The organism is Vagococcus sp. WN80Y (assembly GCF_059621045.1).
Genome location: NZ_JCAQHY010000007.1, coordinates 122,466 through 137,000 on the forward strand (window position 1 = coordinate 122,466; position 14,535 = coordinate 137,000).

Consider the following 14,535-nt stretch of genomic DNA (forward strand, 5'->3'; position numbering starts at 1 on the left):
CTATGACTCACTTTCATCAAAAACTACTTCTTCATCGTTTTCTGTCATAATTTTTGTTAAAGTTTTTTCTGCCTTAGATAATGTTTCTTGGCAAACTTTACTAAGCTCAATTCCTTTTTGAAATTGCTCTAAAGCAGTTTCTAACGGAACTTCACCTTGTTCTAATTCTTTAACGATGACCTCTAAAGCCATCATTGATTCTTCAAAAGACATTACCTTTTTAGCCATGACTCTCCCCACCTTCATTTACTCTAACCTCTTTAACTATTACATCTGCTTCGCCATCAACAAAATGAAGCATCAACTCATCATCAGCAGATAATTTCGTAACACTAGATAGCAGTTGCGATTCATCTGTGACATAGGTATAGCCTCTTCCCATCGTCTTCAACGGACTTAATATATCCAATGACTGAGTCAGTTGTCCAAATTGTTTTTGTCTCTCTTTTAGTAGCCGTATCATTTCATTATTCAACTGTCGACTCAACAACTCTAATTGTTGCGATTGACTCTTAACCCGATTAATCGGTGTTAACAGCTTCAATTGATGATCTAGCGCATGATAATTCGCTTGTTTATCAGCTACTAACTTTTGACTATTTTGCTGAAACTTCCTCACCATTAAATCTAACTTAACAGAGAACCCTTCATACAAACGTTGTGGTTGTTTGAAAATAAAAGAATTCATGACATGTTGATGGCGTTGTTTCTGGCGATTTACTAAATAAGAATAGCTTTTAATCAAGCGATTTTCTCGCTCTTTTATCTTCAATAATTCTTCACTTAAAACAGGAACAGCCAGTTCCGCAGCAGCAGTCGGAGTTGCAGCTCTAACATCTGCTACTAAATCAGCAATGGTGACATCTGTTTCATGTCCTACCGACGAAATAACAGGGGTTTTCGCTTCAAAAATAGCTCGCGCAACTCGTTCCTCATTAAATGGCCAAAGATCTTCAATCGAACCACCTCCACGAGCCACAATTAGGGTATCAACATCACCACGAGCTTCAACTCGTGCGATGTTTCGGCAAATATCATCAGCTGCTTTATCTCCCTGTACCAATGTTGGATAAAGAATTAGCTGAGCAATTGGATAACGCCGTTTCAGTGTTGTTATTATATCCCGAATGACAGCTCCACTGGGACTCGTAATAACAGCTATCTTGCGAGGATAGGTTACAAGCGATTGTTTTTCAGCAGTAAATAAGCCTTCACTCGATAATTTCTCTTTCATTTCTGCTAAAGCTTGGTACAAAGCTCCAACTCCATCAGGTTCCATATGTTCCACATAAATTTGATAATTACCACTAGCCTCATACAAGGATATTCTTCCAACAACTAAAACTTTCATCCCTTCTTTAGGCTTAAATTTTAGCTTTTGAAATGCCCCTTTAAACATAATAGCCGCTATCTTTGCCTGATCATCCTTTAAACTAAAATATTGATGAGCATTGGCTCTCATTCTAAAATTAGAAATCTCACCAGTCAAATAGACTCTTCCTAGATAAGGATCTGCATCAAATTTACGTTTTAAGTATTTCGTCAGAGCTGTGACTGTTAAATACTGTTGTTCCAGGTCACTCATCTCCTTATTACCTATTAATTCTTCCGCGCATTCGCTATTGTTTGTTCCATTAGCATCGTAATTGTCATTGGCCCTACACCCTTTGGTACGGGAGTAATTAAGCTAGCGACTTCTTTCACTTCATCAAAAGCCACATCACCTATTAATTTACCTTCGGAATTACGATTCATCCCGACATCAATCACAACCGCCCCAGGTTTAACATGCTCCGCTCGAATAAAATGACCACGACCAATGGCAACAACCAAAATATCAGCTCGTTGCGTCACTGACGGCAAATCAACTGTTCTTGAATGGGTTATTGTAACAGTCGCATTTTTATCTAATAACAACTGAGCCATCGGTTTACCAACTATATTACTTCGACCAATCACCACAGCTTCTTTCCCTTCAATATCTACATCATAGGCTTCAAACATCTTCATAATGCCATATGGTGTACAAGGAATCAAACCAGCTTGTCCACTGAATAATTTACCTACATTTATCGGATGAAAACCATCTACATCTTTTTCTGGCTCTACAGCCAGCAATATTTTCTCTTCATTTATATGGGCTGGTAATGGCAATTGAACTAAAATCCCGTGAAATTGATCATTTTGATTATAGCTAGAGACCACTTCAATTAGCTCTTCTTCTGAAATATCCGCTGCTAAACGCTCTACAACTGAATGTAAGCCAATTTTCTGAGCCGTTAATTCCTTATTACGCACATAAGTCTGACTAGCAGGATTCTCACCAACTATAATCACAACTAATCCAGGTTTTATTGTCATATTGGCTACTTCAGCAGCCATTTCTGCTTGCATTTTATCCGCTAAACCACGACCATCAATAATGTTCCCCATCCAAAACGCCTCTTTTCTTATTTTGTTCACTGCCTTCATTCTAGCATAGTTTATTTATTCAAGAAAGATTCTCATATCATTCTTTAGGAAGAAAAAACTCAAAGAAATAGCGAACTATTTCTCTGAGTTTAAAGTTGGCACAATATTTGATAGAACACCATTAACAAACTTACGTGATTCATCATCACTATATTTTTTAGTCAATTCCAATGCCTCATTTAATGCAACCTTAGCTGGTATTTCCTCAACATAGAGCATTTCATAAATGGCAATTCGTAAAATAATTAAATCTGGTTTAGCTATTCTTGACAATGTCCATTTTTTTAAGTTATTTTGAATTAACTGATCGAGCTCTTCACGCTTTTGACAAACCCCTGTCACTAGCGTATCTAGGTATCCTGGAATAAAGGCCTCCCCATCTTCACTCACTAAATCAGCATTGTTATACTCTAATGCATAATTAATAGCTTCTTCCTTACTAATCTCTTGATTAAAATCAAAAGGATATAGCGATTGTAATGCTTTTTCTCTTATTTCGTGACGAGTTAATTCCACCCTATTCATCCTCTTCTGAATCAAATAATTCTTCTAAACTTGGACTAGCTAATTTCTCTGGTACAACACCAACAACATGAATATTCACTTCCGCTAAGTCAATATCAGTCATATAAAGCACCTGTTGTTTAACTTTTTCTTGCATGTCTAATGCAACTTTCGGAACAGATACACCATAATTTAAGTAACAATAAAGTTCAACTTTCAAACCGTTATCGTCATTTTTTAAATAAACACCTTTACCATGAGCAGCTCTGCCCAACAATTCATTAACATTGGAAGCCAAATCACCACGCATGCCATAAACACCTGAAACTTTAGATGCTGCAATGCCAATGATTACTTCAATTACTTCAGGTGCGATTACAATCTCGCCACCCATATTTTCTTGATTATTTTCAATCACAAATGTTGTTTCTTCAGCCATTTGGACCCCTCCTTCTTCAAAAACTAGTTAATACAGTCACTAAATTACGCTCGCGATACATAAGATCCGTCATCTGTATTAATAACTAAGACATCTTCTGCATTTACAAAGAATGGCACCTGAACAACAAGTCCCGTTTCCATTGTAGCTGGTTTGGAGCCACCGGAAGAGGTATCTCCACGAATCCCAGGATCAGTTTCAACTACTTTCAGCTCTACGGTATTTGGTAATGACACACCAATTGTTTCTGTTCCATACATAATAATATTGCATAAACTATTTTCTAACAAGAATTTCAACTCATCTTTTATTTGCTCAGTCGGTAATTCAACTTGTTCATAGTTGTCAGTATCCATAAAAACATGATTACCGCTACTTTCATACAAATATTGCATTTTTCGATTATCAATTTGAGCTTTTGCGACTTTTTCTCCTGCACGAAATGTTTTTTCTTGTACCGATCCATTACGAAGATTTTTCAATTTAGAACGGACAAAAGCAGCTCCTTTACCGGGCTTAACATGTTGAAAATCAACGACACGCCAAATGCCTCCATCAAACTCAATTGTCAATCCTGTTTTAAAATCATTTACAGAAATCATCGACTTCCTCCTATTATGTAGACTCGTCTTCAGTTTATCATTAAATGACCTCTTTTGTCATTATAAAGATCAAATAAGCACAGGTTTTACAGACTTCTTAAATGATGATCAATTCTTTAGGAGCATGGGTCAAAATTTCAACACCCGTTTCAGTTATTAGCAAATCATCTTCAATTCTAACTCCACCGATTTCAGGATAATACAACCCTGGCTCATTAGTAATTACGTTGCCTGGTACAAACCTTTTCTCTGCCAAACGCGAGACATTAGGGCCTTCATGAATTTCTAATCCAATGCCATGACCAGTGGAATGGCCAAACGCCTCTGCATGACCCATTTCAGCAAAGTAACCACGTGCAACATGATCTAATTCAAACCCCGAAACACCCGGTTTAGCAGCATCAATTACTTTCAATTGAGCATTAAGAACTAGTCGATAAATCTCTTTCATTTTATCACTAGGTTCTCCAACAGCTATCGTCCGAGTCATATCAGAGACGTACCCATCATAATAACAGCCAAAATCAAGAGTCACCATATCACCAGATTCAATAACCTTATCACTTGCTACGCCATGTGGCATCGCTGAACGCAAACCGCTCGCAACAATTGTTTCAAATGAAATTCCTGAAGCACCTAGTGATCTCATATAAAAATCGAGCTCTGTTGCCACTTGAATCTCTGTCATTCCTGGTTTTATGTATGTCAAGATATGAGTAAAAGCAGCATCCGAAATTTCACAAGCTTTGCGAATTATCGCTACTTCATCGGCCTCTTTTACTTCTCGTAATTTTTCAATTATTCCTGACACCGGTATTAGACTAGCATTTAGCAAATCATCTAACAAACTGTACGTAGAATAAGGTACATGATCCTCTTCAAAAGCAATTTCAGATAACTGATTATCCTTGATAATTTTTGCTACTTCATCGTAAATTAAACTTGTATTTTGCACGATTTCATACCCTTGACATTGTTTTTTCGCCTGACTTGTATAGCGAAAATCTGTTACGAAATAGGCTTTATCTAAAGTGATCACTGCTAAACCCGTCGTACCAGTAAAACCAGTAGCATAACGTAAATTATATTGACTAGTAATTAATATAGCGGGTAAACCAGCTTCGTTTAAGTTGTTTCTTATTTTATCAATTCGATTTGTCATCAATTGTCCTTCTTTCATTTATTTCTTACTAATAACTCAATTATAACAAAGAAGATCAATTAATTAAACCAAAGACGTTAGTAACTACCTTCCTAATTTCAGTCTACTAATGACAAACACAGATTCAACATATTAATTAAGATTTTGCGTTCATATCGAGTGAGTTTCTATATTTGGAAATCGTTTCATCACGTAATAAGAGCCATCTTGCTCATCAACGTTTTCACTAACCTTTTGAAAATTATGATTCTCATAAAAATGATAGGCCTTTTTATTACCAGTCAAACACTTTAACGTGACAACCTCTTGACACTCATTTAAATAGCTTTGTAATAAAAAACTACCCACTCCATTCCCCTCATATTCTGGCTTTATAAACAATAAGTGGATGAAATTATCTGGCTCATAAATTGAAATAAACCCTTGTATTCCATTTATATCTTCAGCAAGCATAATCTTTTCACCTCTTACAGTTTCAGTAAAATCAGACAGCATAATGTGTTTTCTGTCTAACCATGTGAAGTTGGCCAGCCTGGACTGATAGTATATCAATTGTAACTCTGCTAAATCATTCGTAGTGGCTTCTCTAATAATTATGTTTACACCCTCTTACTTTTTCATAAAAAAAAGCTAATCCCGTTTTAAAGAGATTAGCCTAAACGTTTGTTTTATTATTGCGCTACTGGGTAAACAGACACTTGTTTTTTGTCGCGTCCTTTACGTTCGAAACGAACAACGCCATCAACTTTAGCGTATAATGTATCGTCTCCACCTTTACCAACATTTTCACCTGGATAAATTTTTGTTCCGCGTTGACGGTACAAAATTGAACCACCTGTGACAGTTTGGCCATCAGCACTTTTAGCACCTAGACGTTTTGATTGTGAATCACGACCATTGGCAGTAGACCCCCCACCTTTTTTTGTCGCGAAGAATTGTAAATTCATTTTCAACATTTGGTTGCACCTCCTTAAGTATTTGTAACTGTTTCAATCATAATAAATTCTGAGTGTTCTGTTTGAATACTCTGTAAACCGAGCAATAGGTTTTCTAATAAAATTTGAGCAATGTTTGATTGTTCTTGGCTAATATCCGCAAGTAGTTCAACATAAAGATATCCCTCTACTTCATGATCCACCTCAATAATAGGTGTAAATCCGGCTAGAGCCTCAACTCCGTTAACTGTACTAAACGTTAACGCTGAAACAGCAGCACAAACAATATCACTGCCATGAGGTCCTGCGTCTGCATGTCCGTTTACTTCAAAAGAAATAATCCGTCCATCTTCATCACGCTTAAAACTGCCCTTAATCATTCATTTGCCTTCTTTCATTTAACTAAACCTATACTATGCGTTAATCGAATCAATCATCACTTTTGTGTATGGTTGACGGTGACCTTGTTTACGGTGAGTATGTTTTTTAGGTTTGTATTTAAATGTGACAACTTTCTTTTGTTTTCCTTGTTTTTCAACAGTTCCTTCGACAGTTGCACCAGCTATTGTTGGAGTTCCTACTTTTGTAGACTCGCCACCAACTAAAATCACTTCGTCAAATACTACTTTTCCGCCTGCTTCTACGTCTAATTTTTCTACGTAAATAGCTTGACCTACTTCTACTTTTACTTGCTTACCACCTGTTTTAACAATTGCGTACATGCTGTTAAGCACCTCCTTATAGTTTACTTAGACTCGCCGGCATAAGCGACAAATTGAATTTGTTCTTACACTACTTACTTCGAGCGGTTGTAGCTGTGGTGCCCACAATTACAACGTTATTATCATATCAAAAAAGAGAAGCTAAGTCAATTAAAATCGACAATAGCCACTCTCTTAAATTTAACTATCTATTTTACAATCGTTTCAAGTTCTGTCGCATCTGTTACAAAAAAGTTTGCTAAACCGGCCTCTTCTATCAATACTGAGTCCAACATTTTTTGCAAATTTGTTGCCATGAAATGATTAGCATAAATTTTACCGTTCTCCAACCAACTATCAAGATAGCCTAATAAGCCGTAAGTTAAGAAACTCATCAATAGCTCTTTAGGTACTTTACTTTCTTTTATCTCATTATTCATTGTCTGATGAGCTTGAATAAACTCAAATAATTGATCACTAAACAACACTTGGTAATCTGCCGCATCATTTTCCTTTAGCAAAACTGTGAAGAAATCTGGATGCTCCCCAACATACTCAAAAGTATGGACTAATGATAAAACAGGCTGTACCTCTTCAGTATCTTCGCCTAAACCAACATTAAAAATAACTGTATCAAAATACTCATTGATTAGCTCTTTCATCATGATGTTAATGAACGTTTCCTTATCCTTATAGTGCAAATAGAAGGTTCCTCTTGTAACATCAGCAGTTTCTGTTAGATCCTTAACATTCATTTCAGTAAGCTTATGTGTAGATAGCAATGTTAAGAAGGCTTTTTTTAACTTTCTTCTTGTTTTTATAACGCGTGGATCAATTTTCCCCATTTTCTTTTACCTCTTCCCTTATTTTGTGTGGTTTTTCTGCATTCCCCAGCATTTTTGCCAACAAATTCAGTATATCTTGATTTTTTTTGTTTGTCTAGCTAAAAGAAAGTATTATAATAGGATAAAAGGAGGTTTTAGAACACAATATTGACAGAAAACAGCACAGTATCAACATCTTCATGTTTATTGTCTCCTTCATTGAACTCATTTCTATTTTTTTAACTTAGTGTAAAAAAATAATTATTGACTTTATGTAATTTTTTGAATATAATGGTTTTGTTGCGGTAAAAAATGTCGCAGTAGCTCAGCCGGATAGAGCATCCGCCTTCTAAGCGGACGGTCGGGGGTTCGAATCCCTCCTGCGACGTCATAATAAAAGAGACAAAACAGATTCTACTTTTCTGTCTTGTCTCTTTTTGCTTGATTCCTAATTTTTTTATGTCCTATGATATAGATTAGGAATCTCATACTATTAATTGACCACCATTTTAAAGGTCAATTTCATCTTTATTTTTAGTGATTAGCAAAATGCCATCCCCTAAAGGCACTAAACTTGTGGTTAAATCTGGATGTGTCAAAACTACATCAAAGAGTTGATTTAATTTTCGATGAATCGCTCGTTGACTTCGATCAATCTCCTCAATAGGTTCTAAAATAGTACCTCCTTGCAACACATCATCAATCATTAAAACGCCACCTGTTTTTAACACCCTCAAACACTCTGGTAAAAATTCAATATATTTTGATTTAGCACTATCCATAAAGATAAAATCGTATGGACCAGACAAGGTTGGTAAAATGTCGGCCGCTTGTCCCTCTAATAATGTGACCCTATCTGTCACTCCCAAAGAGTTAAAGTTAACTTTGGCTTTCTCAATCATCACATCGAAGCGATCAATAGTCGTTACATGACTGTCACACGCAATTTCTGTCATTAAACTTGCAGAAAATCCGATAGCTGTTCCAATTTCTAATATCTGACGAGGTTTTATTTGCCCTAACAAGAATTGCATAAAGACAACTGTTTCATGAGGAATTATTGGGACATTAGCTTCATTAGCTTGCTTTTCTAATTCTCCCAATTGACCTGCTAACTGTTTTTGTCTAGTTCGCATAAATTTGACTATTTCTTCTTTAACTACTGGCATTCTCATCATTCTGTTTCGCACCACTATTACTCTCCTTCATTTCCCATAATACCTGAATCAAACTACTTTTATCATCACAGTAATAGGTTTAATCTTATTATTAGTCTCTTCCGTCCAATCATTAAGTACAACAAATCATTATACTCATTTCAACACTAATAATCAATCTTGACTCCATTATTTTTGATAGAAAAGTTCCCTCAACAAATAATTGGTACTGTTGACATAAACTTTTTAAAGAACTATTATAGTAGATAATAATTAAAATTGGTATAGATGAGGTGTCATATGACAGTAACATTGACAAAAAATGAAATGATGACTGAATTAATTAATTTAAAAGCTATTATGAACCTTCCGAAGGGAACCGAACATTTTATCAGCGATCTTCACGGAGAGTATGAAGCCTTCCAACACGTTTTACGGAATGCTTCTGGTAGTCTTAAAGAAAAAATTACGTTGTGCTTTAATCAAAGTCTGACATCTGAGGAGAGGGAACTTCTTACTTTTCTTATTTATTATCCTGAAGAGATGCTACTAAAAAGGAAACAGGAGCTTAACAGTCCGCCTGTGCTAGATAAATGGTATACACAGTCAATTTTACAGATTATTGAGCTAATCCGATTTGTTGCAACTAAATACAGTCGATCAAAAGTCCGTAAAGCTCTACCTAAACAATTCAGTTATATAACAGAAGAGCTGCTTTATCGAGAGCAAGATGATTACAACAAGGAGGCTTATTTCAAAGAAATTCTTAATGAAGTTATTCGACTTGACCAAGCTCCTGCCATGATAACCGGCTTGTGTTACAGTATTCAGCGCTTAATTGTTGATCACCTTCATGTTGTTGGTGACATCTATGATCGGGGGCCTGCACCTGATCAAATTATTGATGATTTAATTGCTCATCATTCTCTTGATATTCAGTGGGGAAATCATGATATCACGTGGATTGGCGCTTATTCTGGCTCAGCACTTTGTATTATGAACGTTATTCGCATCTCTGCTCGCTACAATAATCTAAGCATTTTAGAGAATGTCTATGGAATAAACCTTCGCCCCTTACAAACTTTTTCAGAAATTCACTATCAAGACAACCCCTCCTTCCATCCAAAAATAGAAGATGGGGATTATTTAACTGATGCTGAGCAAAAGCAACTGACTCAAATGCAGCAAGCTGTCGCCATTATTCAATTTAAACTTGAAGCTCAATTGATTAAACGCCGACCAGAATTTAAGATGGAGCATCGATTATTACTTGATAAAATCGATTATGAACAACTTTCAATCAAATTGAATGGTAAAGCATATCCATTGACTCAAACATGTTTTCAAACTATTGATTTCAAAGAACCTGAACGTTTAACTGTTGAAGAAGAAAAGATTATCGCTCACTTAATCCAGGTCTTCCAATCATCAGAAAAACTAAAACGTCACATTGACTTCTTAATGGAAAAAGGAAGCATGTATCTCTGTTATAACAATAATTTACTGATTCATGGCTGTATCCCTCTAAATTCAGATGGCTCATTCAAAGAACTGACTATTAATCAACATGTATTAAAGGGCAAAGCCTTACTTGATACTTTTGAAGCCGCATTAAGATCAAGTTATAACCGCTTAACAACATCGAATGATTTGGCAACAGACTTGATTTGGTACCTCTGGACTGGAGAATGCTCTTCTTTATTTGGTAAAAATGAAATGACCACTTTTGAGCGTTATTTCATCTCTGACAAAGCCACACATCATGAAATAAAAAATGAGTACTATGAACAACGTAATCAAGTTGAAACTTGCCGAGCCATTTTAAACGAGTTTGGCTTAACAGATACAGATAGCCATATCATCAATGGGCATACGCCGGTTAAAGAAATTAAAGGTGAAAGTCCCATAAAAGCTAAAGGCAAAATGATTGTCATTGATGGTGGTTTTTCAAAACCTTACCAAGAAACTACCGGTATTGCTGGCTATACTTTAATTTACAATTCTTATGGTATGCAATTAGTCGCGCATCAACCTTTTCTTTCAAAAGAAGCTGCGATTGAAAACTTTACCGATATTGTATCAACTAAGCGAGTAGTCGATCGAGTCTTAAAGCGAAAAAAAGTAAAAGACACAGATGTCGGCGAACAGTTACAATGCGAAATTAATGAGTTAGAAAAGCGACTCAAACACTCAATTGACTCTCCTTTCCCATTCCATTTATGATACGCAGATAGTTAAACAAGGCCAGGATTTTTTTTCCTAGCCTTGTTTGCTCAATTAAACTAAATTAAAAGATTGAAAAAATGGTTGTTGAACTGAAGTTCTTACCTGGCTTCAAGACAATATCGCCAAAGTCTGAATGATTAATCGCATCAGGCAGGATTTGAGTTTCCAATGTAATGCCATTATGGTGGGTCACCATCTCACCAAACATAGGTAATTCAACCTCACCAATATTAGTTGTATAAATAACAACAGCAGGCGCATCTGTTCGCATTTCAAGTGATATACCTGTCATCTCATCCTCTAATCTTGTTTGACACTTTTCTAAACTCGGCTTACGCAAAAGAAAGGGATGATCATAACCTGAAACAAGGGCAACTTGTTGATCCGACTGACTAAATCCATCTTTTAATTGACGACCATGCGGATTAGTAAAATCAAAGGCTGTTCCATTAACGTTTCTTAACTCTCCTGTAGGCAAACTTTCTGTATCAATTACGGCATAACGATCTGATTCAACATACAGCTTATGATAATCAATAGACTTAGCTAAACTACCGGCCAAGTTGAAATAAACATGGTTAGTAGGATTATATAATGTTTCTTGATCAGTTTCAGCTTCATACCTCAGAATCCATTCATCTTGATTGTTGAATGTATAACGTACCTTTGCCAATAAATTACCTTTAAAACCATTTTCACCAGAGGGACTGCGGTAAGAAAAAATAAGCGACACTTCACTCGGCTTTTCAATTATTTCAGTTTCCCACTGTTTTTCCTCAAAACTATTTTCTCCCCCATGCAATGTATTATCACCTTCGTTTTGGTCAAAATTTTGTACTCCCATTTCGCCTTCAAAATGCCCTTTAGCTATGCGTCCCGCTACTCGGCCAATCGTTGCACCAAAATAAGTCCCATGTTCACGATAGGTCTCTTCATCTGAGAATCCTAAAGAAATATTGACCAGCTCACCTGTTTTACTTGGGACTAACCAGCGAACTAACCGTGCACCAAAATCAGTGACTTCTGCAATTAAACCGTTATCATTTTCAATAATAAATAATGTTGCCCCATTGTTTCCAAAGCTCTTCTTTGTTACTTTCATAAAGTAGCCTCCTACATTCATTCTTAACACTGTCTCCAGTTTATCACACTTTTCGTCACCCATCATTTGCACATTGACCATTCTACACAATAGTTTCTCGTCAATATGACCATTATTCTAAGTTAGTGTTCTAAAAAAATAATTAAGAATTAATTAAGAGAGTTCTGTAATCAAAATTCAGAAATTTGTAATCTAGTTGTCATTTTGTTATCGTATAATAGAATTAATCAAAGAAGTCTAACTTTTCTAGTTTAAGGAGGAGAAATAATGAAACAGTTAATCTTTATGCTATTCTCGATTTTAAGTATTTTTAACTTATCTGCCAGCACGAGCTTTGCCGAAGAACAGACTGAATCAACCAGTACGTCGTCTTCGACTACTCAACCTTCTGAAGATACACCACCGCCTTCTGAACAATCAGCAACAATCACGTTTACGTATATAGATGTTGACACAAACGAAGAGATTGCCACTAGAAGCTCCAAAACTAGCTCAATTGGCTCAACTATTTCTGTTGAGGTGAAAGCTATTCCTGGTTACGACCTTTCAGATGTTGTTCTGGTCGAAGAAGTTGACATCTTATCAACTAACTATACCTTTCCGATCCGCTACGCTAAAAATATAGAAACGAATTCGCCAGCAGCGGCCATTGATAACAATCAATCTGCTGCAGATTCTCAACCAATAGATAGCCTTGAATCACTGGATGAACAAACAACGTCCTCAGCTACTAAATCTCAGAAATCTAACCCCTCTGTTGATGAGTCAAGCAGCCAAAGTAATAGCGAACAAACGTCAACAGAAGGAAAAAATGAGACTATAACGAATGGCTCTTCAAGTAGCACTCTAAAACCTATCAACAGTAAGCAGCCAAAAGCAATTGACTCAAATAAATTAACTAATTTGCTCCCAAAAACAAGTGAATCATCACCAACTACCTTTATGACGATTGGTATCCTAACCACCGTCACTAGCCTATCTGCCTATTGGCTCCTAAAAAAGAAAACTAATTAAGCAAAAAAGCTGGGACATAACATACGTGAAAAAACGAGGGCGAGACTTTTGTCTCACCCTCGTTTTCGTTAGGTAACTTGTCGTCACTCTACCACTCATTTTACACTCTCTTCTTTCCTCTCAGAATAAATATAAAGCCCCACAGCGAGAAGCATGACAACAATTGCGATAATAATCGCTGCCATACCAGCAAATATTCCATAATTACTAGATAAAATTCCTGTCACAATCGGCATTGTAATCCCACCAATCCCACCAATAATTAAAAGCCATCCCATTGCCATTGGATACTTCTTAATAGAAGCACCTGCAATCGTCATTGCCGTCGGATAAATACCACCCATTGATGCTCCTAACCCAAAAACTGCTAAAATAATGAGAACATAACTTTTTGTTGATAACAACAAAAAATAAAAAAAACTAGTTCCAACGCTAATAGACAAAAGCAAGCGACTGCGTTTAATACGATCCCCATAAAAAGTACAGCCTAGACGACCAATAAGAATCGCCAACCAAAGTAATGATGCTAACAATTGTGCCTGTTGAACACTCATAATAGTTGCATCAACAAAATACTTAACCAACCAGCCCGTAATTGCTGCTTCCGCACACAAATAAAAAAATAAAATGATCACTGTGTTCCAAAATAATCTATCTTTAAAAAAATCATAATTAGTTCTTTTTGAGGCATTTTTTACGCGGATTACCTTACTTTCAATTGGCATTTTAGAAAACATAACTTGCGAAATTAATACTAACATAATAATCACTCCACAAGTCACCTGCCAACCTTTTTCAGCGAATAAATCTGTCGAAAAAATAACCAAAAAAGGTGCCAACAATGCTCCTATTGCAAATAAACTATGAAGAAAATTAAGTGCAGCCGGACTACTATTTGAGACATCATTTACTGTTTTATTATTAAAATTTGAAATACTGCCGCGGCTAATCCCAGTAAAGAAAAAAGCAATCAACAATAGCCAAGGTTCACCTGTTACTATAATTAATATAAAACCAATAACAACAAAGCTACTTAAAAATAAAATAGCATTCTTACGTCCCAGATAAACCGGCAAAATCCCAGCAAGAAATCCTGCGAGAAGATTTCCAGCCTGGTGACTAGAAATCAACATACCACTAACTGTATCATTTAAGTCATAAGCCTCACTTAACAATGGTAAGATTGAACCAAAAACCATCGCATACAGTCCATTAACAAAAAAGATAAAGAAACAACATTTAATGATATATTGGTTAGTTTCACTTAAATCATCATAAAACGAATTTTTCAACACGTCAGTTAAACCCTTTCTCATCCTAATTTCTCTTCTAATAACCTGAAAAGGAGAATGGTATAGAACACCACTCTCCTTTCAATCAATGCCTACTTATTATAC

General features: G+C 36.0%; 17 protein-coding genes, 1 tRNA gene and 1 other annotated feature. Of the genes, 3 read left to right on the forward strand and 15 right to left on the reverse strand.

The genetic code is table 11. The features are described 5' to 3' along the window. From AC5KOD_RS02120 to AC5KOD_RS02175, 12 genes are all read right to left on the reverse strand, one after another. A complete protein-coding gene (locus tag AC5KOD_RS02120; RefSeq protein ID WP_496912899.1) occupies nt 1–228 on the reverse strand; it encodes an exodeoxyribonuclease VII small subunit in 228 nt (75 codons plus the stop codon). Then, complete coding sequence (gene xseA / locus AC5KOD_RS02125) at nt 221–1,576, reverse strand: exodeoxyribonuclease VII large subunit (RefSeq protein WP_496912941.1); 1,356 nt, start codon at nt 1,574–1,576, stop codon at nt 221–223. The genes AC5KOD_RS02120 and xseA overlap by 8 nt, the downstream gene beginning before the upstream one ends. 23 nt (nt 1,577–1,599) lie before the next feature. Then, nucleotides 1,600–2,433, reverse strand: a complete 834-nt coding sequence (locus AC5KOD_RS02130; RefSeq protein ID WP_496912900.1) for a bifunctional methylenetetrahydrofolate dehydrogenase/methenyltetrahydrofolate cyclohydrolase — start codon at nt 2,431–2,433, stop codon at nt 1,600–1,602. A 114-nt stretch (nt 2,434–2,547) separates the two neighbouring features. Further along, nucleotides 2,548–2,997 (reverse strand): transcription antitermination factor NusB, encoded by a 450-nt coding sequence (gene nusB / locus AC5KOD_RS02135; protein ID WP_496912901.1) that lies wholly within the window; start codon nt 2,995–2,997, stop codon nt 2,548–2,550. Beyond that, nucleotides 2,990–3,415 carry an Asp23/Gls24 family envelope stress response protein gene (locus tag AC5KOD_RS02140; protein ID WP_496912902.1) on the reverse strand — a complete coding sequence of 142 codons (426 nt, stop codon included), beginning with the start codon at nt 3,413–3,415 and terminating at the stop codon, nt 2,990–2,992. Before AC5KOD_RS02140 ends, nusB begins: the two co-directional genes overlap by 8 nt. Before the next feature lie 44 nt (nt 3,416–3,459). Further along, nucleotides 3,460–4,017 carry an elongation factor P gene (gene efp / locus AC5KOD_RS02145; protein WP_496912903.1) on the reverse strand — a complete coding sequence of 186 codons (558 nt, stop codon included), beginning with the start codon at nt 4,015–4,017 and terminating at the stop codon, nt 3,460–3,462. 97 nt (nt 4,018–4,114) lie between these two features. Beyond that, entirely contained in the window at nt 4,115–5,179 is a 1,065-nt protein-coding gene (locus AC5KOD_RS02150; protein ID WP_496912904.1) for a M24 family metallopeptidase, read from the reverse strand. 150 nt (nt 5,180–5,329) lie between these two features. Then, nucleotides 5,330–5,731: a GNAT family N-acetyltransferase gene (locus AC5KOD_RS02155; RefSeq protein ID WP_496912905.1), complete on the reverse strand. Its 402-nt coding sequence runs from the start codon at nt 5,729–5,731 to the stop codon at nt 5,330–5,332. 119 nt (nt 5,732–5,850) lie between these two features. Next, a complete protein-coding gene (gene rpmA / locus AC5KOD_RS02160; RefSeq protein ID WP_496912906.1) occupies nt 5,851–6,135 on the reverse strand; it encodes a 50S ribosomal protein L27 in 285 nt (94 codons plus the stop codon). Between the two features lie 14 nt (nt 6,136–6,149). Next, on the reverse strand, nt 6,150–6,494 hold the full coding sequence (locus tag AC5KOD_RS02165) for a ribosomal-processing cysteine protease Prp (RefSeq protein ID WP_496912907.1): 345 nt from the start codon (nt 6,492–6,494) through the stop codon (nt 6,150–6,152). 33 nt (nt 6,495–6,527) lie between these two features. Further along, nucleotides 6,528–6,836 (reverse strand): 50S ribosomal protein L21, encoded by a 309-nt coding sequence (rplU, locus tag AC5KOD_RS02170; RefSeq protein WP_496912908.1) that lies wholly within the window; start codon nt 6,834–6,836, stop codon nt 6,528–6,530. A 19-nt stretch (nt 6,837–6,855) separates the two neighbouring features. Next, nucleotides 6,856–6,935, reverse strand: a sequence feature (ribosomal protein L21 leader region). 89 nt (nt 6,936–7,024) lie between these two features. Continuing rightward, entirely contained in the window at nt 7,025–7,660 is a 636-nt protein-coding gene (locus AC5KOD_RS02175) for a TetR/AcrR family transcriptional regulator (RefSeq protein ID WP_496912909.1), read from the reverse strand. A gap of 293 nt (nt 7,661–7,953) precedes the next feature. Here AC5KOD_RS02175 and AC5KOD_RS02180 point away from each other — a divergent pair. Further along, nucleotides 7,954–8,027 (forward strand) — tRNA-Arg (locus AC5KOD_RS02180). Between the two features lie 121 nt (nt 8,028–8,148). Here the strand turns inward: AC5KOD_RS02180 and AC5KOD_RS02185 are convergent. Then, nucleotides 8,149–8,829 (reverse strand): O-methyltransferase, encoded by a 681-nt coding sequence (locus AC5KOD_RS02185; RefSeq protein WP_496912942.1) that lies wholly within the window; start codon nt 8,827–8,829, stop codon nt 8,149–8,151. Between the two features lie 267 nt (nt 8,830–9,096). Here AC5KOD_RS02185 and AC5KOD_RS02190 point away from each other — a divergent pair, with 267 nt between their 5' ends. After that, entirely contained in the window at nt 9,097–11,019 is a 1,923-nt protein-coding gene (locus tag AC5KOD_RS02190; protein ID WP_496912910.1) for a fructose-1,6-bisphosphatase, read from the forward strand. Between the two features lie 64 nt (nt 11,020–11,083). Here AC5KOD_RS02190 and AC5KOD_RS02195 read toward each other — a convergent pair whose 3' ends face one another. Beyond that, on the reverse strand, nt 11,084–12,124 hold the full coding sequence (locus AC5KOD_RS02195) for an aldose epimerase family protein (RefSeq protein WP_496912911.1): 1,041 nt from the start codon (nt 12,122–12,124) through the stop codon (nt 11,084–11,086). Between the two features lie 267 nt (nt 12,125–12,391). Between AC5KOD_RS02195 and AC5KOD_RS02200 the strand changes: the two genes are divergently transcribed. Next, complete coding sequence (locus AC5KOD_RS02200) at nt 12,392–13,138, forward strand: LPXTG cell wall anchor domain-containing protein (RefSeq protein ID WP_496912912.1); 747 nt, start codon at nt 12,392–12,394, stop codon at nt 13,136–13,138. Nucleotides 13,139–13,233: 95 nt separating this feature from the next. Here the strand turns inward: AC5KOD_RS02200 and AC5KOD_RS02205 are convergent, their stop codons facing one another. Then, the gene (locus AC5KOD_RS02205; RefSeq protein WP_496912913.1) at nt 13,234–14,454 is read right to left on the reverse strand and encodes an MFS transporter; all 1,221 of its coding nucleotides are present in this window, start codon (nt 14,452–14,454) and stop codon (nt 13,234–13,236) included. Nucleotides 14,455–14,535 lie beyond the last annotated feature (81 nt).